13 protein-coding genes, 1 tRNA gene and 1 pseudogene are annotated in these 22665 nt (G+C 38.8%); 2 read left to right on the forward strand and 13 right to left on the reverse strand.

Annotated elements, in window-relative coordinates; translation table 11 throughout:
* Window positions 1-42 precede the first annotated feature (42 nt).
* From C3B55_RS04260 to trmJ, 3 genes and pseudogenes are all read right to left on the reverse strand, one after another.
* Window positions 43-1257, reverse strand: coding sequence for an IscS subfamily cysteine desulfurase (locus C3B55_RS04260; RefSeq protein ID WP_129211751.1), 1215 nt, complete (start codon window positions 1255-1257; stop codon window positions 43-45).
* 111 nt (window positions 1258-1368) lie between these two features.
* Window positions 1369-1790, reverse strand: a pseudogene (locus C3B55_RS04265) (Rrf2 family transcriptional regulator).
* A gap of 972 nt (window positions 1791-2762) precedes the next feature.
* Window positions 2763-3533, reverse strand: coding sequence for a tRNA (cytosine(32)/uridine(32)-2'-O)-methyltransferase TrmJ (trmJ, locus tag C3B55_RS04270; protein ID WP_129211753.1), 771 nt, complete (start codon window positions 3531-3533; stop codon window positions 2763-2765).
* A gap of 148 nt (window positions 3534-3681) precedes the next feature.
* On the opposite strand from trmJ, the gene C3B55_RS04275 reads away from it, so the two are divergent.
* Window positions 3682-4497 (forward strand): inositol monophosphatase family protein, encoded by an 816-nt coding sequence (locus C3B55_RS04275; RefSeq protein WP_129211755.1) that lies wholly within the window; start codon window positions 3682-3684, stop codon window positions 4495-4497.
* A 381-nt stretch (window positions 4498-4878) separates the two neighbouring features.
* On the opposite strand, the gene secF is transcribed toward C3B55_RS04275, so the two are convergent.
* From secF to tgt, 4 genes are all read right to left on the reverse strand, one after another.
* The gene (gene secF, locus C3B55_RS04280; protein WP_129211757.1) at window positions 4879-5754 is read right to left on the reverse strand and encodes a protein translocase subunit SecF; all 876 of its coding nucleotides are present in this window, start codon (window positions 5752-5754) and stop codon (window positions 4879-4881) included.
* Between the two features lie 9 nt (window positions 5755-5763).
* Window positions 5764-7626, reverse strand: coding sequence for a protein translocase subunit SecD (gene secD / locus C3B55_RS04285; protein ID WP_129211759.1), 1863 nt, complete (start codon window positions 7624-7626; stop codon window positions 5764-5766).
* Window positions 7627-7687: 61 nt separating this feature from the next.
* Window positions 7688-8026, reverse strand: coding sequence for a preprotein translocase subunit YajC (gene yajC / locus C3B55_RS04290; RefSeq protein ID WP_129211761.1), 339 nt, complete (start codon window positions 8024-8026; stop codon window positions 7688-7690).
* Between the two features lie 44 nt (window positions 8027-8070).
* Window positions 8071-9186: a tRNA guanosine(34) transglycosylase Tgt gene (tgt, locus tag C3B55_RS04295; protein ID WP_129211763.1), complete on the reverse strand. Its 1116-nt coding sequence runs from the start codon at window positions 9184-9186 to the stop codon at window positions 8071-8073.
* A gap of 747 nt (window positions 9187-9933) precedes the next feature.
* Here tgt and C3B55_RS04300 point away from each other — a divergent pair.
* A tRNA-Leu gene (locus C3B55_RS04300) sits at window positions 9934-10015 on the forward strand.
* A gap of 6466 nt (window positions 10016-16481) precedes the next feature.
* Here C3B55_RS04300 and queC read toward each other — a convergent pair.
* The 6 genes from queC to cyoA form a co-directional block, all read right to left on the reverse strand.
* Window positions 16482-17183 (reverse strand): 7-cyano-7-deazaguanine synthase QueC, encoded by a 702-nt coding sequence (gene queC / locus C3B55_RS04305; protein WP_129211765.1) that lies wholly within the window; start codon window positions 17181-17183, stop codon window positions 16482-16484.
* 97 nt (window positions 17184-17280) lie between these two features.
* The gene (cyoE, locus tag C3B55_RS04310; RefSeq protein WP_129211767.1) at window positions 17281-18168 is read right to left on the reverse strand and encodes a heme o synthase; all 888 of its coding nucleotides are present in this window, start codon (window positions 18166-18168) and stop codon (window positions 17281-17283) included.
* An 11-nt stretch (window positions 18169-18179) separates the two neighbouring features.
* Window positions 18180-18512 (reverse strand): cytochrome o ubiquinol oxidase subunit IV, encoded by a 333-nt coding sequence (gene cyoD, locus C3B55_RS04315; RefSeq protein WP_129211769.1) that lies wholly within the window; start codon window positions 18510-18512, stop codon window positions 18180-18182.
* On the reverse strand, window positions 18512-19123 hold the full coding sequence (gene cyoC, locus C3B55_RS04320; protein ID WP_129211771.1) for a cytochrome o ubiquinol oxidase subunit III: 612 nt from the start codon (window positions 19121-19123) through the stop codon (window positions 18512-18514). Before cyoC ends, cyoD begins: the two co-directional genes overlap by 1 nt.
* 14 nt (window positions 19124-19137) lie before the next feature.
* Window positions 19138-21144, reverse strand: a complete 2007-nt coding sequence (gene cyoB, locus C3B55_RS04325; protein WP_129211773.1) for a cytochrome o ubiquinol oxidase subunit I — start codon at window positions 21142-21144, stop codon at window positions 19138-19140.
* A gap of 49 nt (window positions 21145-21193) precedes the next feature.
* The gene (gene cyoA / locus C3B55_RS04330; protein ID WP_129211775.1) at window positions 21194-22084 is read right to left on the reverse strand and encodes a ubiquinol oxidase subunit II; all 891 of its coding nucleotides are present in this window, start codon (window positions 22082-22084) and stop codon (window positions 21194-21196) included.
* Window positions 22085-22665 lie beyond the last annotated feature (581 nt).

The following is a 22665-nucleotide window of genomic DNA, read 5'->3' on the forward strand; positions in this document are numbered from 1 at the left end:
ATATTTTGACATGGTTTTAGTAAAGGCATATATAATCTAAATTTAGTGTGCAGCCCACTTGATCTTGGAAAGATCAATACCGTCTTTGTACATATCCCATAACGGAGAAAGAGCACGTAGCTTGTTGACTGCATCGCAGACTTTTTGCGCTGCGAAGTCAACCTGCTCTTCAGTAGTAAAACGACCGAACGTAAAGCGAATTGAGCTATGCGCTAATTCATCATTGCGATCTATAGCTCGCAGCACATACGAAGGCTCCAGTGAGGCCGAAGTACAGGCGGAACCAGAAGATACCGCAAGATCCTTGAGCGCCATGATCAGGGACTCACCTTCAACATAATTAAAACTTAAATTCAAGTTATGCGGTACACGGGTGGTCATGCTGCCATTTATGTACAGCTCTTCAAGACTCTTGACCTGATTATAGAAACGATCACTCAACACTTTGATGCGCATGTTTTCAGCAGACATATCTTCTTTAGCTAAGTGAAAAGCTTCACCCATACCGACAATCTGGTGAGTCGCCAAGGTACCCGAACGCATACCGCGTTCATGACCTCCACCATGCATAATAGCTTCGATTCGCACACGAGGCTTACGACTAACGTATAGCGCACCGATACCTTTGGGACCATAAGTTTTATGAGCAGAGAACGACATTAAATCGACTTTTAGTTTAGATAAGTCGATGTCGACTTTGCCGGTAGACTGAGCAGCGTCAACATGCAGCAGGATGCCTTTTAATCTAGTTAGTTCGCCGATGGATGCAATGTCATTGATAGCTCCAATTTCATTGTTTACATGGATTACGGAAACTAGGATAGTGTCTTTACGCAGAACAGCTTCAATCATAGCTGGTGTGACGATACCGTCTGTGGTTGGTTTAAGATAAGTCACCTCGAAACCCTCGCGCTCCAGTTGGCGCATGGTGTCAAGGACAGCCTTATGTTCAATCTTGGTGGTTATTAGGTGTCTACCTTTGGTCGCATAGAAATGCGCTGCACCCTTGATTGCTAAATTATCAGACTCGGTAGCACCAGAAGTCCACACAATTTCGCGCGGATCAGCACCAACTAGGTCTGCTACTTGGCGACGAGCATTTTCAACCGCTTCCTCAGCCTTCCAACCAAATACGTGGGAACGGGAAGCCGGATTACCAAAATTTCCATCGGTCAGCAGGCATTCGCTCATTTTTTGAGCGACACGCGGATCAACCGGAGTAGTTGCTGAGTAATCAAGGTAAATCGGCAATTTCATGGGCTTTCTCCTGAATCAGGCTAGGTAGGCGCGCCGTTAACTCTGCAGCTGTTACTTGACAGTAGTCGCTTGAATCTTATCTGGATTTGACGTCTTAGTGTTAGAACAGCGCTAATTTTGAATCTGTGGTAATTCTTGCACTTCACGGCGAGCTATAAAATCAACTAGACTATACCATTTAAAAACTCATGGATTCGCAGGCTTAAATAACACTATAAGAGGTGTGTAAGACAAATGTCGCTAGCATAATGCCATCCAGACCATGACATTTAGTAGCATCGACAAATTTACGCACTGCGTCAATTACCTGGGCAACCTCTGCATGTCTCTAAACAGTTAGTAGCGGCCACCAGGCCCATATACACTAGAAACCAAGTAACGGCGACGCTGTTTAGCAAACAATTGCTCGAGATAAGACAGAAAATGCATTGTCACTCGAAGATATCAACTAGAGCAACTAGGCGAGTTTGCGCGTATACAGCCAGGTTAAGCATAGCGGTCACCGCGTATCGGACTTTTGTAGTCAGCCTCATAGGCAAACACCAAGGTGTTTTAAAATTAAAATGATTATACAATATCAAAGTCTTTAAGTCGAATATAAGACCAAGTACTTTAATCAGAATTACCCATAAAAACGGCGTGCAAACCATAGCAAGCAAGATGCAGTAAAACTAAATAACAGCAGTGAATAATTAATACTGTTAAATACAGATGCAGAGCAAATGTAATTTTTGCCACTACATGAATATTGCAGTCACCGCAAAACCTTAGCCAGCCTCTACATCGGCCTTGCTCTTGATCTGAGCCAAGGTATTCTGCATGCAACTTAAGCAGATCTTGAGCGCAGCAACTAATCTACTTAGCTATACTCAAAGCATCACACAAGCTCATATGGTTTACTATCGATCACTTGTCAGTGGTTGAAACAACTAACGGATCAGCATGCGCTATCAGGATCAAACCTGTAACAGCTGAAAACCTGAGAGTCAAAGCTAATATTATTTACTATACTTCAAGATTGACCTTGAGCTTTTTACTTATCACTAATTTACGATTTGATGATTATGCACTTAAGAAGACCATAACAACAGCGCCAGAAGGCAGCACAACCTTAGGCACCATGGAATTGTGTAGTCGAAATTGATCTAAGCATCAATAATAAACTGGCCCAGCAACGTTGAGTAAATATTAACTTCATTGCAACTGGTACTGACACTGATTAGGCGGTGCTTTTTAATCAAGTATTACGTTATCACTAATTTCTAGAAATTCATTAATTACGAAACCGGTACCATTGATCGATGGGAGAATAAATACTGAAACTTTTATCCACTGGATGTGTTTCGATCAAGATTAGCCGGTAATCGCAGTTCGGTGCTAGCCATGACAGCTATTCACAGTTCATACCATACAAGATACCAGACGGGTAAATAGATCGAGATCACGTGCTTGTTCATAAGAACCCTAGCACTTCAAATATCTTCTCGCAAACACTTAAGCATTTTTTAATCTTTTCGCTTACGAGATGCGCTATCGACCACTTTTTGGGTTTCTGTGAGGATGCCACGTAATATATTTATTTCCGTTCGACTAACCGAACTACGACCGTATAGGCAACGTAGACGCGCCATCAAATATCGTGGTTTTTCCGGCTTTAGAAATTTAATTGCTACTAGGGTTTGCTCTAAGTGCTTATAGAACCGCTCCAACTCGTCTACCGTAGCTAACTCACTATTTTTAGTCGATGCAACTTCATTCTTCTCCAACTTACTCGACTGGTCTTGAGCGATTAACCAGGCTATGCGCACTTCGCAACTCACCACCTGCACCGCAGCACCAAGGTTTAGTGAGCTGAACTTAGGATTTGATGGAATGTGCACGTGATAATGACATTGCTGCAGCTCTTTATTAGTCAGGCCAGAGTCTTCACGACCAAACACCAAAGCAATTTGGGTTCCGCTAGCAGCTTCTTCCACAACTTTAGTACCGCATTGGCGTAGACCAAGTAGCGGCCATGAGATACGGCGGTGCCTAGCACTAGTGCCAAACACTAAGTTACAGCTAACCAAAGCATTCTCTAATGTAGCAACAATCTTAGCCTTTTCCAATATATCATTAGCACCAGATGCACGAATATTCGCTTCATTATGAGGGAACGCGCGCGGCTCAACTAGCACCAGGCGCGTTAGCCCCATGTTTTTCATGGCTCGCGCTACACTGCCTATATTACCTGGATGACTCACATTGACGAGGACAACACAAATGTTTTGCAACAAAGAATACGCTCAAGGATACGATAAAATAAGAATAATCTTACAAAACAGCTTAAGGTTATGCTATGGAAGCTAACATTGTCTTTCATGTAGAAGATATTCCTACTAAATAATAGTAGGCTTTTCAAACAACTTCAGGTCTCACACATCAATGCAGCCTATGCTAAATATCGCTATGCGCGCCGCTCGTAGCGCCAGCGAATTGATCTTCCGCTCTATTGAGCGTATAGATATTCTTAAGCTCAACGAAAAAGATGCTAAGAATTATGCATCCGAGTTAGATTACGCCGCCGAACAAAAAATCATCGATGCGCTGCGCAAGGTATACCCTACCCACGGTATTCTTGGCAAAGGCACAGGTTTACACAAAGGCAACAGCGAAGACGAAGGCTACCTATGGATCATCGATCCACTAGATAGTACTATGAATTTTCTACGAGGCATACCACACTCTGCAGTAAGCATAGCATGCAAATACCGTAGCCGCTTAGAACACGCTGTCGTACTCGACCCAGTTCGTCAAGAAGAATTCACTGCTAGCCGTGGCTGTGGTGCCCAACTCAATGGGCGGCGATTACGTGTCAGTAGTCGTACCAGCCTACATGGTGCTCTGTTGGGTACTAACTTTTCGTTTTATTATAACCAGATCGATAATCTAAAAAACTACCTGGGCATGTTTCACGCCCTTACTAACCAGACTGCCGGCATTCACTGCGCTGGCGCTGCGAGCCTAGACTTGGCTTATGTTGCCGCTGGTCGTTTGGATGCATTTTGGGAGCTAGGCCTGTCTGAGTGGAAAATGGCTGCAGGCGCCCTGCTAATCCAAGAAGCTGGTGGCTTAGTAAGTGATTTTACTGGCAGTCACAACTTCCTTGAGAAAGGTCACTTAGTTGCCGGCAATACTAAATGCTTTAAAGCAGTACTAACTATAATCCAGTCATACCTGCCATCTTCGCTAAAAAACTAAATGAGCAGGCACAAAAAATCAGCTTAATAATTTGCTTAAAGGTTACCGCTAGTTTTAGTTCAGAATCAGACTGCCTTTTTGATTGAAATCTGACGACGCTAATTACAATATATCTGCACTGCACCTCAATTGACGTCTAGACTGGTAAGCACGCTTATAACTAACAACTTTGTTGTTGATGTCTTTAACAGTTCTTCAAAGCAGTATACGTAATTATATAGCTAATGCTCTTTTACATACTTTTCTATATCTTCTTATCAAAATTTATCAAGATTTAGAGCAAAAAAACGTAAAACTTAATGCTCGTACTTTCTTTAGTGGCAACGTATCAATAAACATCAATAACAGCCATTATTAATTTTTTATACTAATGGCGGCAAACTAAGTTAAGTCTTCGCTGTTGAGATGTAACCAAATTAACACTAAGCTCGCAATATAGATCGACGAGTAGGTACCAGCAAGAACACCAACAAATAACGCTAACGAGAAACCCCACAGGTTGTCGCCACCAAAAATCATCAGTGCAGCAATTGCCAGCAAAGTAGAGATCGACGTTGCAATTGTGCGCAATAAAGTCTGAGTAGTAGAAATGTTTAGATTTTCAATCAGTGATGCCTTGCGCAATATGCGGAAATTTTCACGAACCCGGTCAAATATTATAATAGTATCATTAAGGGAATAACCAATGATCGCCAGTACTGCAGCCAATACTGTTAGATCAAAAGTAATTTGGAAATACGTAAGAATACCTATGGTAACGATGACGTCGTGGATCAGAGATACAACTGCACCAACACCAAATTTCCATTGAAAGCGGAAGGCAAGGTAAATCATAATGCTAACTAGCGTCATTAGCATAGCTAGTCCGCCTTGCTCACGAAGATCTGCACCCACCTGAGGACCCACGAACTCAACACGCTTGACAGAAGCTGGGTTATTACTGCTAATTTTCTGTAAAATCTTAGCTATTTCATGACCTAGTTGAGGGTCTCCTCCAGACATACGCACCAGTAAATCAGTGGTGACGCCAAAGCTTTGTACGATAACTTCATGATAGCCAGCTTTGACTAATTCACTACGTACCATAGCGATATCAGTAGGTTTTTCATAAGTTAGCTCAATTAGTGTGCCACCAGTAAAATCTAAACCATAATTTAAGCCTTTATAGAACCAGCTAAATAACGCAAAAATAGTAATTAGCAATGTAGCGCTGCATGCAATGTTACGAACACCCATAAAGTTAATTGTACGTAACACGGCAATCCTTTAAATCCACAACTTCTTGAAATGACGCCCGCCAAAGATTAGGTTGACTATTGCGCGAGTTACTATAATGGCCGTAAACATCGAGGTCATGATACCCATAGACATTGTCACTGCAAAGCCTTTGACCGGACCTGTACACATAACAAAAAGAATCCAGCCGACTAATAAAGTAATTAAACTAGAGTCAAAAATTGCAGTAAATGCTCGACTAAAGCCTTCATTAATTGCACGTTGCACTCTCATGCCAGCTGAGATCTCTTCGCGGATCCTTGAGAAAATTAGCACATTAGCATCTACCGCCATACCCATGGTCAGTACGATACCGGCTATACCTGGCAAGGTCAGTGTAACACCCAATATTGACATCAGCGCTAGCAGTATCACTATGTTAGCTACTAAGGCTACAATAGCAATTAAACCGAAGAAGCGGTAAATGGTCATGATAAATAAAGATATAAATAGCATGCCCCACAAGGCTGCACCGATACCCTTAGTAATATTGTCGATACCAAGGCTCGGGCCAATAGTACGTTCTTCGGCAACGTACATTGGCGCTGCTAGGCTGCCGGCACGCAGAAGCAGTGCCAGTTCAGACGATTCACCTTGGTTGTTAAGGCCAGTAATGCGAAATTGAGTACTCAGCGACGACTGGATAATAGCTAGACTGATAATCTTTTTCTCTTCTTTAAAGGTCTGCATCGGCACATCTATTTCAACACCAGCGACTACTTGCTTGGTGTACTTAGTGACCGGATGCTGCTCTATGAAAATTACCGCCATACTGCGACCAATGTTATTACGTGTGGCACGACTCATTAATTCGCCACCATAGTTATCTAGATGAATATTCACTTCAGGCATGCCATGCTCGCTAAAACTAGCTTTAGCATCAACCACTCGGTCACCGGTGATAATCAAGCCACGTTCAATTAATACTGAAGGACGGTTTCCCTCATAAAACTCGAGCTCTTCGGAAGCAGCATAAGTAGAACCAGGTTCAGCGGCCAAGCGAAATTCCAAGTTAGCGGTTTTACCAAGGATACGCCTAGCTTCAGCAGTGTCTTGTATGCCAGGCAGTTCAACCACAATACGGTTCTCACCCTGCTGCTGCACGATCGGTTCAGACACACCCAGCTCGTTAACACGGTTACGTACTGTGGTCAGGTTCTGTTTAATAGAGTATGCGCGAACTTCTGCCGTCTTAGCTAGATTTATCGTTAAAAGCAGTATAGCTTGATTACTTTGATTAGCTGATACAATGTCAAAATCATTAAATTTTTTACGGATTAGGTTATGAGCTAGTTCGCGAGTCGTTTCGTCAGGGAATGCCAGCTGGATGGCACCATTGAACTCCGGTAAACTGCGATAACGTATTTTTTCGTTACGCAGCAAGATCTTCACGTCATTTTCGTAAACCTTGAGGCGTGCATCAAGTGCTTTATTCATGTCGACTTCTAGCAGGAAGTGCACACCACCAGACAGGTCTAGCCCTCGCTTCATTGGTTGAGCACCAATACTGCGCAGCCATTTTGGTGTAGTCTGTGCTAGATTAAGAGTAACAACGATATCACCCATGGCTTTACTCACAATGTCTTTAGCTAACAATTGGTCTTCCGCTTTTGTTAGGTGCAATAAACCACTGTTTGTCTTAGTAGCCAACGTTGTTTTTTTAACCTGAATACCAGCATCAGTGAGCACTTTGCTCGCACGTTCAAGATCAGCCTGACTGATAACCGCGGTGCTGACACCAGTAATCTGGATTGCAGGATCATCAGGATAAAAATTAGGAGCAAAATAAATACAACTGATTGCCAGAATCGCCAGGATCAGCACATATTTCCAGAAAGGATATTTATTTAACATCAAGCCGCCAGCTTATAACGTAGGCGGCTTACACGCCACGTTGATTAGTAAAAATTATTACTTAGATTGCCTCAAGCGTACCCTTTATCAGAGTGGTGGCGATAGCACTTTTCTGGAACTTCATTTCTATAGTCTTAGAGACTTCTAGCACTACAAAATCATCAGAAATTTTAATGATCTTACCAACGATACCGCTAGTAGTCACAACTTCATCACCTTTTTGTAAACTACCTAATAGTTTTTTTTGCTCTTTAACACGCTTAGCCTGTGGCCGCCAGATTATTAAGTAAAAAATAATTAGGAAGCCAACTAAAAAAATCCACTCGAAACCACCACCCATATAGCTGACAACAGTAGGCACAGCTGAGTCAGCCATGACATTAAAAATAAAAAAGCTCATTCAGTACTCCAATTTATAAGTAGCGCACCTTAAGATCGGCAAACTTAGTCTAAAGGCGGCACAGTGAGCCCGCGCTTAGCATAGAAAGCAGCAACGATGGCAGTCAATGTACCTTGTTGAATAGCATCACGTAAGCTAGCCATCAGGACTTGGTAGTAACGTAAATTATGGATAGTATTTAACATACTGCCCAGTATTTCCCCACACTTGTTTAGATGATGCAGATAAGCACGTGAGAAGTTTTGACAGGTGTAACAGTCACAGCTAGAATCTAACAGTGAATCATCATGACGATGCAGTGCATTACGGATCCTCAGCACGCCTGTATCGATAAACAGATATCCATTGCGAGCATTGCGGGTTGGAATTACACAATCGAACATGTCTATACCGCGGCGCACACCCTCTACGAGGTCTTCCGGTTTGCCAACGCCCATAAGGTAACGAGGTTTGTTAGCAGGCATTAGGCCGGGCAGATAATCAAGTACTGCGATCATTTCGTGCTTTGGTTCGCCTACTGATAAACCACCGATGGCTAATCCGTCAAAGCCAATCTTATCTAAACCTTCCAGCGATAGCTTGCGCAAATTTTCGTGCATGCCGCCCTGAACGATACCAAATAGCGCTGCTATATTGTCGCCATGAGCGCTCTTCGAGCGCTGAGCCCAACGCAGTGACAATTCCATGGAAATACGCGCTACACCTTCATCTGCAGGGTACATTGTGCACTCATCAAAAATCATCACGATGTCAGATCCAAGGTCACGCTGAACCTGCATTGACTCTTCCGGACTTATAAACACTTTAGAACCGTCCACTGGCGAGATGAAAGTCACGTACTCCTCTTTAATTTTACGAATTGCACCCAGGCTAAATACCTGGAAACCGCCAGAGTCAGTCAGGATTGGGCCCTGCCACTTCATGAAATCATGCAAGTCACCATGCCTCTTAATCACTGCCGTACCTGGGCGCTGCCACAGATGAAAGGTATTGCTGAGAATTATCTCAGTACCAGTCGTAACAATATCACGTGGCAGTATGCCTTTTATAGTACCGTAAGTGCCCACCGGTATAAAAGCCGGGGTTTCGACATTGCCACGCGGGAAAGTTAGACGACCACGACGAGCCTTGCCATCTACAGCTAACAATTTAAATGACATATGACTCATATGTATTCCTCAAGACTAACTGTATTAGAAGCCATAAGCGTAGGGTGACAGATAATAACCATCACATCGTCATAGCTAAAACACAGTACTCTGTAGTAATGATAGCGTAATAAGTAGCCATAGTTTTTTTGACAAAGACAAATAATAATAACGGAATAAACAACATTGATTCCGTTAAACATAAGTTACATAAGTAAGCAATCGACTATACAAAACAAGCCGGCCTAAAAAATAAAGATATCGATGTTGCTTTTAAACGGTTTAAACACAGCATTATACGCCTTACTTTGTTCAATAAAAGCACGCCTGTTGATCCATTCGCAACTTATAATTGATGTTCAAATACCGACCTGTTAAAACACGCATATAGATAAATACAAGCTAGCTATCTAACTAAAATTCACAGCACTGACTGTACTAAAAAATTCTAGCTTAATACCAGTGATCTTATCGCTTAACATGCACACTAAATTATTATAGTAATAATAAAATTACCTAAGCGTAAATACTCAAGAAAATCAGTAAATTTAAAAAATTGCAATAGCATAGCCTGACTAGTTTTAAGGCTAGCATTCGCTTAGCATAATATTTAGCTACAAGGACTACTAAGCAATCAGCAAATCAACGAGTGTAAAAAAATTATCTAGAAAATTTGAAATAATCTAACGAAGATACTGAAAAGACAGTGAAACATAATTGACCAATAGCAATCTTATCTTTAGAATGAACCATCATTGCGCCCTGATGGCGGAACCGGTAGACGCGGCGGATTCAAAATCCGCTTCTGAAGAGAGTGGGAGTTCAAGTCTCCCTCAGGGCAATATCTTTATTAAAAAGATCTTTAAACCTAAAGACATTTGTCATTTATGGTAAATAATATGCGCACAAGCTAATTTATAAAAACTAAGTCGCAAGTCATACCTTATTGGATTCTTTGATCATATATCAGCATGAGTCATAAGGCGTACAAGTTGATTAATGCGCTAGAATAAAATTTAACTAAAATTTAGTTAAAACTTAATGAGTGATATAAATACTCACGACATTAAGCACTATTAATATAGTGATTGGCTAATCACTGCAATAGCTTGCAAGAAACATAAACTATGTTTTGATACTTTAGCAAGTTATAAATACTTCAACTCAAAGCACTCATGGAGTGCTTTAAAGCTATTCTTTAAACGCTAAGCCTACCACTATGACTTTTAATTGCTTGTATAGCAATTAAAAGTCATAACTTAGTGATGCACCACTTGCTAACTAAATCTAGTAACTAGAAAAAACTCATGACTAAAATCAGTCATAATAGTTATTATTCAGTTAACACTCATACTGCATAATACTTTATGTAAGACTCCAAGTCAACAATTATATAAGCGAACTACTATGAGCCACTTAGATCAACGCAGTGTTAGCGGAAATACACATATTACCGCTAATTTTAGTTTTAGTTGGTTGGTTGTACACCGCATCACAAATAACTTGTGCATATTGTCTTTGGTGTAAAGCCGCACTTGAAAGGATAAGCAATTATTTAGGCTTAATTGCTTACCTGACTATATATACTACATATAATGCACTGCTGCCTAGCGAAATTAATCCAGCCGTGCGTATCTAAGAGGTCAGGTAAAATATGAGATATTATGCGTAGCCAAGAAGTTAGCGCTATACTCAGCAAATGAGGTTTTAGGTTAACTAAATAGATAATTATGGTGTGTTATTGTTACTAAATTAGTATGCTAAGTGCTATTAGTCTAACATTAAAAAAATAAGATTTTATATACAGATATATATCTCATACACATATGTAAATATGTTATCTACAACATTTATCCACGGACAAGTGTATAATTCACTTTCAGTGCAATGGATCTGAATGAAAAGCTAAAGATTAACTTTTCGTTACTGGAAAGATGAAGCGTAAAGTTATTAGCAAGACTAAGATAGTGATAATTTCATAAATAATTTCTAGACACCTGCTAGCCTTATCAATAAGTACAAAGATAATGATATCCCAAGGATGTTGTTACTAAATACATTAAATGTAATAGATGCCTATCATCTTCTATTATCCTATTTAACAAAATATTTTATATACTACATCATCCACTACAACCTTCGCTATATCTAAAACATAATACAATGGATAAACACAACTATTAGTGCTATTTTTATAGCTGCATTTAATATCAAAATTATTTAATTAGTGCAGCAATTCAAAGAACTACTAAAGGATATTGCTAATGAACACACTAAAATCAACGCAGAATAAAAACGATGGAGATTGAATAGCTTATTATAGACAGGTAAAGTAATAGATCTAAGGGTTTTATTAATAAAGTATCTTCATGATACATTATATCTAAGCTGGATGAAAACGCATACTCATATGTATGCTTATACATATTAATTGTAACACGGATACATAAATATAACAAGCATTTATAGTTATTTAGATTCTTGAGTCTATTCGCTAGGTTAATAAAGACTAACTGAAGTTATCTTAAATAATATTAAAAATAAAGCTCAAGTGTGTAATAAAACATTAATAATCTGAATTTATTACTATAGAAAAATACTCATCAAATGCTAAAATTTTTTAACTATAGTCTAAATGTTTATAAAAAACTAAAAATCTACTCATTGTAGTGTAGTGAACTCATTTTACACCATTATGATCTTACTATAAATTAACATAGCGCTAGGCTGCTCGCATAGTCATATCTGAAAGATACTAGTGAAGTGTGGTAGTTATCACTAATATAAATAATATTTATATATGCAACTATTGCATCGCAATAAAAAACTAGTAGCGATTACAATTCTATATAACAAAAACCTGTGAAATGCCTATAAATTATAAATAAAACATAATGTATGGTGTGGATTCTTGAGTTGCGTACTGAACACCAGAGGCAGTCACTTTAACACAGTAAGTCACTCAGCATAAAAGTAAACAAAATCAAATAACATAACATTATAGCTGATTAGCTTTAATCTATCTAGCACTTTTTATAATTTTGCAATACATAGCTTCTAATCTATAGCATAGTACTATGTTATAGTATCTATTAATCTCTTACTGGCATATTTCTAAATAGTTTACGGGTCATTAATTAATTACAGATCCAATTGCTGATAATGTCCATTTTTAAAAAATCGTCTAAAAAAGATTTCTGGATACCTTTAATTGAGCGATAAACTAATCGATCTTTTATAGTTAGCCCGTTAATGCCGCAGTGCCATATGTAGCTTACACATAAATAAAAAAACATAAGCATTTAGTTACAGCCCTTGCTGGGGTTACCCTCCTAATTTTATTTCAACTTCTTTGATAATAATACATACTATATTAATCACTACCTATGTAGTGAGGTGCTAATAAACTAGCACTCAAGCGTTAGAACTATTAACTAAATATTATTTGCATTTGTTTCAATTATAAATTCACTTCAATACATATTAAGATTTTATCTTATCAATCCATAGCTTTTAGCCATCAAAGCTTAAATCATTAGCTTGATCACTACTAATCTTAATTAGTCTTCAAAACAAAAAAACAAAATTATACACATTAATGATCAATATATTAATGTAATTAATAGCGCATTTTACTGCGCTCACTAAATAAATATTATGCTTTATGCTGCTACTTTTGGTCACAAAATACTTAAAGTTTGGATCACAAATACACTAAATTGTTAATGATATGCGCGAGTTTATATAGTGCCAACAATGAAGTTAAGCTAATATTGCAGTAAATTATATATGTGTACCGATAATTAGTTAAGCGCAGTTTACAGGGTAGTTACTAGTTAATATGCTAAGGGTAGCGTGTAGTGATTGTCAATCTTAATGCTATAGCTGCGGAATAAACATTCATATCACATGTCATGATTTGAAGCTACTATCCATAGTTAGTTAGATGAATACGGTAAACAGCAATCACTAGATCATAGTTGGCAGGCTGTGCTATGCGTCAGAATAGATAGCCACTGCAATAAAGTCGGAGGCATACAGCCTAGCTAACTGTATGCACAATGTAAGAATTTATCGAACTATAAAGCACGTGAGGCAGACTTTAGTCTGCACCAAAGCGCACACATGCCTGCTCACATTTGCTGTTTAATAGTAAATAGCAGTATTGGTTGGGTCATTTACCACCAAGTATACTGATGATTCTGTTAATGTTGATGTTGTTGGCTTTATTGATTACTAGTATCAACAGTTTTTTATTATAGTCATGATACATGAAGTAAATGCTTTATAAAGCGCTAACTCTCAGCTGTATTTTGATAAAAACTACCGTTAATGTACTGTTATTGAAGTTATAAAAAATAAAGGATATTTTTTGTTATCTATACTAACATGATGCAAGCAAAAACTGTCGATGAAATCAGTACAGAATGCTGTACCTACAAATTTTGTCTACGCTATACATTATTAATCTGCAGCTTTACGCGCGATATTTTGCTGCATAGTAAATCTGTTAGCCTTATGTAATAAGGCTATTTATCAACTTTTTTATCAAAAATTATAAAAAATCATTAGCTAAAGTTCGCAGACTTTAAATTAGACTTGGCGTTTGCTCTAGAGTGGTACTGTTTGAGAAAACAGAATTGTTACGCATGCAAACAATTTAGATGCGATTTTGAGTACAGGCACCAGTACCGCATTCATAACTATGATCTTGAATATATTGTGGCAGTAATCAGCAGTAGCAAGCCTAGCGTTAATTGAACAAATAGACTGCATCCGGCTTAATGGTTCAGTGTACTGCACTCGTTCCACGTTTTACACCAAATAAGGATACTAAGACACGTATACCGCATTCGCTTGGTTTTGCACAAACTAGATACAGCATTGTCAGTTGAAATTTTATACAAGCTAGCATCACACGTTCGAATATCATTTTATCGAACTGCCAGAAAATATAGGCAGTGATACCTGTCTCATGGTTTAGTGTGATGTTGCTCGAAAAGATTTAGTCATCACGGTACTTATTTTTAACATAATAGCTATAACCTTACCTTGTGTAATAGTATAACAAGCGATACAATCGCTGAGTTACGTAACGTATTGATCGCATTCGACATCGGTTAAAGTAGTACGCAATAGTAGCGTTGGACAAACGCGTACATCCTTAGCAGGAATTAATATAGTTGAATACTATCGCATCAATCTTTTAATAACTTGGTGTCAGGTGATCCACATAGTGTGGATGATTTATTATTTTTCTTGATTCATTCAGCATCGACATCTCAAGATTTGTTTTATAGCACTTAGTGCTGATATTGGTTAATATTAACTTATTTAGTAAGTTGGTAAGATGTTAATGACTATTAGTACTTACTACACTACACGTCAGCAACTCTATGCTAAATATCTTACAGAGCACACTTCTGTAAAGTTGTTACTTTAGCATCAAGACATTCTTTAATAAACATTAAAATCATTAATCGTTGATATTTTTACTAGTTCTAGTAATATTGTCGACGATGTTTGTGGCGCCTGAAGCTTATTAAATAAAGCTTAATATATCGGTACTTACCTTTGATTTTTTTAATGGCAAACGTATGTGGTTACAAAGGATCGCTGATTACCTTGTGTCATAATGAAAGCAATATGCTGCCATTACCTAATGCCTTTTAGGGACGCTAAAATTTATAATGTTTTGTATTACTTATTAATGCAGCGGTAGAATTTGCAGATTCTTATTATAAAAATCTGCCTAAAAGTTTGTAATCATTATGTAATTTTAGATTTGTATCAAAATACTACAAATCTTTCACAGTATGTACTAATAGCTAAAATTATTAAAAGATCGCGTTAGACATATTTTATACATTTAAAGAAAACAACTAAGCATGCTAGTTGCGCACTGGTCGCCGTCAAGCCCATGTTTCTTTGACGAAGATAAAGCATGAACAAACTCATTAGCCATTAGCAATCCAAACGTCGGTATAAACAAGACTATATGGACCAAGAACACAGTCGACATATTTATCATTAATAATGTAGACTGTATAAAAATAATCATTATGATGCACGTAAAGCGCTCTGAGCTATCTAACGATGATATGTTATAGTTGCTTGTATGTTAACTGTATAAGTGATGGCGATAAGCTATCGCTTTAAGTCAAAAACTTCTAGATCAACTCTAACGTTAAGCGTTTATTAAACCGTAAGAGTGTGATCATTGCGCTGCAAAAGCAGACTACACTTACTAGGTACGACATCCATACAGAAGTAAAATCACATAAATAAATGTGTGGTAGTTGATTTTTTTTACAACAGCATCACTGCATTGTGACTTTATATGCCTCAATGTCTTTATTGCAAAAAAAGCCAGACTAGCATATACTTAATCTGCATAGCTTTAACAGCTATTACAAAAATCTTATAAAAGAGTATTATATATTCATTTATTTTATACCTTCACTAACTTTAACTTTAGCTAGTTTGATACCCACTAGCAATTGACGCGCTATATTAGTCAAGCTTCTCAATAACCTGCAGAGCTAGTTATTTCATATTTATCATAAAGCAGTTGTTTGACCGCGTTTTGCAGGTAAATTTCAGTCTTTGAAATAAGTGACAGTTTTATCACGTAACTTAGGGTTGATGCTACGCTTTATACTCTAGCAGCAACTTTATATATTTTTCAGTCATCACAGTGGCATCTGAATAAAATTAAAAAGCTACAACATTATCAATAATAAATACTATCAACTGTTCTGATAACGCTAAATAACTGACCGTTAATCTATACAATAGACTTTCTAGAGAGCGCACAATACCGATAAATTATCGCAATCCTTAATCAAGCTTACATAAGTTCTAAGTATTAGAGATATCAAAGGCAACTTTCTATACTACCAGGTGTACCATCTTTAGGTTTATGCGTAAATATTTAACAGATTAACTTAGTTAATGTCATGGTGCTATGCTTGCTATTTAAACTTATAAATATACTATATGTTCATTTGAAGACCTTCGATAAATACGGCAAGTATATTGTGCTTGTAACGATTATTAAAGATCAACTTTGTACAGGACCTGATCACTTCTACAACTCACCAGCTTATAGTAATACTTCATAAGCACAGCATAGGAGTAATTAATTTTACAAGATTGGCTGGCAACTATCTAACGCTGGCGTTATAGCAAGAGCTGGTAATACTGAACTCGAAAATAGACTGATAAATGACGCCAATTATATGGCTTCTTCTTATAGATGATTGACAAATTTAGTACACATAAAAAATAAAATTTAGCTATTTAATTTAGCTCATTTCTAATTTCTGTTTGAGGTTATGCATAACATCAATACTGTTCTGTAAATAATCATTGAGGCCACGCGTACGCAGGTTGCAAGCGTTACAGTTACCACAACCACTGCCGATAATGCCATTGTAGCAAGTCAAGGTCTTGTATTGGACTAGATCTAACTGTTGGTAAGAATCAGCTAACGCCCAGGTCTCCGCCTTGGTTAGCCACATTAACGGGGTATCTAAGCGCAGCTTGTATTCCATGCCTAGTACAAGCGCTTTATTCAAAGCTTTAATAAACTCAGCACGGCAATCAGGATAACCTGAGAAGTCAGTTTCGCACACGCCGGTAATAACTGTTTTGATATTTACCTGGTAAGCATAGATCGACGCCATGGTTAGAAATAAAATATTACGCCCAGGGACAAAAGTGTTAGGAAAGCTTGCAACCGAGCTGTACATGGTCGTCGGTATGGGAATACAATTACAAGTTAGACTGCTACTCGCCAATTCGCTAAGCGAGAATATATCTATTATTTTATGAACAGTGACGCCAAGTTGTTTGGTAAGATTTTGCGCAACCTCAATTTCCGCTATATTACGCTGACGATAATCGAAAGTTATACAATGCACTTCATCATAAATATCCAGAGCCTGGATTAAACAGGTAGTCGAGTCCTGTCCACCACTGAATACAATAACGGCTTTTTTGTTCATCGCCATACTTCCTGCATTCGTAAAATTTAACTTTTAGCTTAAATAGCACGCAATAAAAACTACCGGCGCAAGAGGCGCGGCTTTTATTGCGTGCTATTTAATGTTCGTAGGTCAACAGCAGCTCTTTAGGAATTTGGAAGTCTAGAGACATCATCACGCTAAGCGTGGTGATAGTGAAAATTGAGAATACAAATAACTTGCGTGCCCAGATGGTATCGTCAGCCGCCTTGTAGCCAGTCCAAGCTATATATAACCAGTACGTTCCCATGGTTGCAGCAGCGACAAGATAATTTATGCTAGTATAACCACTAAAGGTCAACATTAAGGTTGCCATAAGGAAGCCAAAAATATAAAGCAAAATATATTTTTTAGTTACCTGAATACCACGTTTAACTGGCAGAACTGGAATTGATGCGGCTAAATAGTCATTAAAATGAAAGATGGCGATAGCATAAGAGTGTGGCATCTGCCACAGGCTAAACATCACCATCAATACCAGCGCGGCTATATCGAAGTGATTCGTCACAGCCACATAGCCAATGACTGGCGGCATTGCCCCTGATAGACTGCCAGCAAGCGTACCATGAACTGATTTACGCTTAAGGTACAAACTATAAAGGCAGACATAGATGACAAAACCAATTAAGGCAAACAGTGCCGCTAATAGGTTGGCTGCTATGTATAGCAGCATTATACCAACAATACCAAGGACAGTTGCATAGGTTAGCACTAACTTCATGGAGAGAAGACCATGGACCAATGCACGATTCTTGGTGCGCTCCATCTTCAAGTCGATATCACGGTCAATATAGTTATTGAAGACACAACCGGAAGCTACTACTAGAGAAGTGCCTATCATCACAGCCAGAAAGATAGCCAGATCTACATGTCCCTTAGAAGCCAGAAAAAAACCGCCTGCCACAGAAAGCACATTACTAAAAATGATCCCAGGTTTAGTGATTTGAATAAAATGCTTAAGCGGCACTAGATCTTACCTCACTTTGCCATCATAAACGTATGCATGCTAAACATAATCCATATCGACAACCCGACCATCAGTAAAATCACCAAGCTTGTAAATATTAATGCAATTAAGTTATCTCGCTGACCCTTAGTGTTATCCAAGTGCAGGAAGTATAATAGGTGCACCATAACTTGGATCACTGCACACACTAGAATAATTATTAAGGTGCTTAACTTCGATAAAGTTGGGTAGATCACCAAACAGAACGGAACCAGGGTCAGAATTACAGATAAGACGCAGCCGATAGTATAAGATACTATACTACCGTGGCTTGCATTATAATTATAGGAGCAAGAATTAACCATTACATAGCTCCCATCAAATAGACAATCGTGAATATGCAGATCCAAATCACATCTAGGAAATGCCAAAATAGGCTAAGGCAGCTTAGACGAGTATTATTAGTGTTAGTCAAGCCATGTTTATTGACTTGATATATCATCACCGCCATCCACAGTAAGCCGGCAGTTATGTGTAGACCATGGGTACCTAATAGCGTGAAAAACGCGGATAGGAATCCAGAACAATGTGGGCCGTAGCCCTCAGAAATCAACAGGTAAAACTCCTTGATCTCCATAGTGATAAAGCCTAAGCCCAACAAAAAGGTTAATGCTAACCAGCCCAACACACTTTTCTTGTTACCTCTATCAAAAGCTAACATGGCTAAACCGTAAATAATCGAACTAAATAACAGCATGGCTGTTTCGCCGAGAACGTAAGGCAACTCAAAAATATCACGGCCAGATGGACCATCAGCTATATTATTTACCAATACTGCATACACTGCAAAGATTGACGCAAACAAGATACAATCGGTCATCAGGTAAAGCCAAAAACCAAAAATAGTCGTTGACCCATGATCGCGGTGATGAGAACCTGCATAAGTATTGCTAAACTTGGTAACTAAGCTTGACATTATTTAGGCTTGCCTTAATGAAATTTTATACAATTAACCGGAATTGTCTTTTCGGCTACTAAGCGAGCGTATTGCTCGGCTTCGATACGCTCAATTGTTTCAACTGGCACTATATAACCTTGATCATTACGAGCAGCATGAATTATGAAGTAACTAACAGTACCTACTAAACCTATAATTGCTAGCCACCAGATATGCCAGATCATCGCAAAGGTAAACACAGTCAACAGACCGCCCATAACCACACCAGTGGCAGTGTTGTTTGGCATATGAATTGGCTTGTAGCCCTCAGGTTGCTGATATGCAGTACCATTTTCCTTTGCTTCGGTAAAGGCATCGATCGTATTTACGGTAGGGATCACAGCGAAGTTGTAGAACGGCGGTGGTGACGATGTCGACCATTCCATGGTGTGACCATTCCATGGGTCGCCTGATTCGCACATATTTTGCTTGCGACTGCACACGCTGACATATAGCTGAATAAACTGACAGAAGATACCCATAGCAATCAGCACCGCACCAAACATCGAGACGTATAAATATGGCACCCACTCAAAGTTAGTGGTAAAACTCAGGCGACGAGTCATACCCATTAAGCCCAGAGCGTAAAGTGGCATAAATGCAACAAAAAAACCTGAAATCCAAAAAAAGAATGCAGCTTTACCCCAACCTTCGTGCAACTTAAAGCTAAATGCCTTCGGGAAATAAAAACTGAAACCAGCTATATAACCAAATACAGCACCACCGATGATTACATTGTGGAAGTGAGCGACTACGAAAAGGCTGTTGTGTAATACAAAATTAGCACCCGGAATGGCAAGCAGCACACCGGTCATGCCACCAATAGCGAAAGTTACTATAAATCCTAGGGTCCATAAAACCTGGCTAGTAATACGTAGACGTCCATGATAGATAGTAAATAGCCAATTAAATAGTTTTACACCTGTCGGGATGGAAATAAGCATGGTTGCTAAACCAAAAAAAGCATTAACACTGGCCCCGGAACCCATAGTGAAGAAGTGGTGGAGCCAAACTATAAAGCCCAATACTGAAATTACGCCGGAGGCATAGATCATTGAGTAGTGACCAAATAAACGCTTACCAGTAAAGGTCGCTATTACTTCAGAAAAGATACCGAACGCCGGTAAAATTAAGATATATACCTCAGGGTGACCCCATGCCCAGAACAGGTTCACGTACATCATTGGATTGCCACCAAGTTCGTTAGTAAAAATGTGAAAATCCAGATAACGATCAAGCGATAGCATTGCCATGGTAGCAGCTAGAATTGGAAACGAAGCTACAATAAGTACGTTTGCCCATGTGCATGTCCAGGTAAAAATTGGCATATCCATCAGTTTCATGCCATTGGCGCGCATTTTTAGAACGGTAGCCAGGAAGTTTATCCCCGTCAGTGTTGTCCCTAGCCCTGATAATTGTAATGCCCAAATATAGTAGTCTACACCAACACCAGGACTATGCTGAATACCAGATAATGGCGGATAAGCAACCCAACCTGTCTTAGCAAATTCACCTACGCCTAGAGAAATATTAATTAATAGAACACCTGAAACCAGCAACCAAAAACTTAAAGAGTTCATGAATGGGTAGGCAACGTCACGCGCACTAATCTGCAGCGGCAAGGCAAGGTTCATTAAACCGGTAAAAAATGGCATCGCCATGAAAATAATCATAATCACACCGTGAGCAGTAAAGATCTGGTCATAGTGTTCAGTAGACAGATATCCTGGCGAACCCCCAGTAGCCATCGCTAACTGTGTACGCATCATGATTGCGTCAGCAAAGCCACGCAGCAACATGACCATAGCAACGATAATGTACATTATGCCGATTTTCTTGTGATCGACAGAAGTCAACCACTCAGTCCATAAGTAAGTCCACTTCTTAAAGTAAGTAATACCTGCTAATAGTACTAGACCACCCAGCACAATCATAGCGATAGTTACCATTACGATTGGCTCATGGAACGGGACTGCATCCCAACTCAGTATACCAAACATCACTTACTCCTTTACCCCGGTAGTTAAATATAAACCAGTGCTTGAATCTTCAACCACAACTACTTTTTTCGTGTTGAATCTGCTTTCCTGGCTTCATACCTACGTACTTGCTAATGATTTTCTGAAACAAGTTAGGCATGTACTTAGAATACAGAGCTACTGAATTGTTCTGGCTTTGTTTAGCAAGTGTGTCATATTCATCTTGATCAAGCAGTTTAGGTGCAGCCTTTACTTTGGCTACCCAGGCAATAAAATCTTCCTGGCTGGTCGAGATCGCCTTGAATTTCATACCAGCAAAGCCAGCGCCACTATAGTTGGCAGAGATACCGTCCATCTCAGCTTTCTTGTTTGCGATCAAGTGCAGATTTGTCTGCATGCCTGCCATCGCGTAAATCTGGCTCCCTAAAGCAGGGATAAAGAATGAGTTCATCACAGTATCAGATGTAATCTTGAAGTTCAGTGGCGTATGCTCTGGAAACTGTATTTCGTTGATAGTGGCGATACCTAAGTCTGGGTAGATAAATAGCCACTTCCAGTCCAACGCAACTACTTCAATATTGACCGGCGTGACATTAGATTCCAATGAGTGATATGGGTCTAATGCGTGAGTAGACTTATAGGTTATACTACCTAAAGCAATGATGATGAGAATTGGCACTAGCCACACTGTAATTTCAATTTTAGTGGAGTGCGACCACTTTGGCGCGTAAATAGCGCTGGTGTTCGACGCGCGGTATTTCCAAGCAAAAGCGAACGTCATGATAATTACGGGGATCACGACCAACAGCATCATCAGGGTAGCGGTGATGATTAAGTTTTGTTCATCTAGGCCGACTTGTCCTTTTGGATCAAGCAATGTCCACTTACAGCCTTCTAATGTTGGTAACATGCCAAGCAATGGTAAGAAGCTTAGTAATCTCTGGTACTTATTTTTACTCATCTTACGATCTCTAAATAAGACAGCCTGCAGAATGCAGTTAGATTTCGATTGCTAATCACTTTACTCTGCTAAAAGTTGGCTTTGTCAACTAAACAAGAGCATAACTTGCAATAGTCATATACTGTATGATTTCGCTAAACCACAAAAAATTTTTTATTTAATTTTATAGTTATAAAATTTATATAGTTATAAAATATTATAAAAGCAAGTTTCATCTATACGCAAACCTGAACGGCTATCGTGGCCTAGAGTCAAATAAAGTGATCAATTTATTTCATTCACTATTCTCATACCAAAATTTGGCAGTACTAGACTCTAACGCAAACGATTATAGTATAGCTAGTTATGTATACATGTTCTATACAGCAATAATTTCTATTGCTTTAAGTAATAATTAAACACTATCATACAAATATTAACGATATTATCGCATTTTATTTTCAATAAAACTGAAAAATTACTGCATAATTTAGTATAAGCAATGTTCTTTGACGCACTTCTTATAGTAGTGCACAAAAAAATCTGAATCTCCATCAAAAGATATTTAAACGTCACGAAATGTCTTGAACTAAGTAATGTTT

This window comes from Candidatus Pseudomonas adelgestsugas, assembly GCF_004124255.1.
Classification (GTDB): domain Bacteria; phylum Pseudomonadota; class Gammaproteobacteria; order Pseudomonadales; family Pseudomonadaceae; genus Aquipseudomonas; species Aquipseudomonas adelgestsugas.

Excerpts from the sequence above, each read along its gene's own strand:
- yajC (WP_129211761.1), bottom strand. The coding sequence starts at position 8,026 with ATGAGCTTTTTTATTTTTAATGTCATGGCTGACTCAGCTGTGCCTACT.
- tgt (WP_129211763.1), bottom strand. The coding sequence starts at position 9,186 with ATGTCATTTAAATTGTTAGCTGTAGATGGCAAGGCTCGTCGTGGTCGT.
- secD (WP_129211759.1), bottom strand. The coding sequence starts at position 7,626 with ATGTTAAATAAATATCCTTTCTGGAAATATGTGCTGATCCTGGCGATT.
- queC (WP_129211765.1), bottom strand. The coding sequence starts at position 17,183 with ATGAACAAAAAAGCCGTTATTGTATTCAGTGGTGGACAGGACTCGACT.
- C3B55_RS04260 (WP_129211751.1), bottom strand. The coding sequence starts at position 1,257 with ATGAAATTGCCGATTTACCTTGATTACTCAGCAACTACTCCGGTTGAT.
- cyoA (WP_129211775.1), bottom strand. The coding sequence starts at position 22,084 with ATGAGTAAAAATAAGTACCAGAGATTACTAAGCTTCTTACCATTGCTT.
- C3B55_RS04275 (WP_129211755.1), top strand. The coding sequence starts at position 3,682 with ATGCAGCCTATGCTAAATATCGCTATGCGCGCCGCTCGTAGCGCCAGC.
- cyoB (WP_129211773.1), bottom strand. The coding sequence starts at position 21,144 with ATGTTTGGTATACTGAGTTGGGATGCAGTCCCGTTCCATGAGCCAATC.
- cyoD (WP_129211769.1), bottom strand. The coding sequence starts at position 18,512 with ATGGTTAATTCTTGCTCCTATAATTATAATGCAAGCCACGGTAGTATA.
- cyoC (WP_129211771.1), bottom strand. The coding sequence starts at position 19,123 with ATGTCAAGCTTAGTTACCAAGTTTAGCAATACTTATGCAGGTTCTCAT.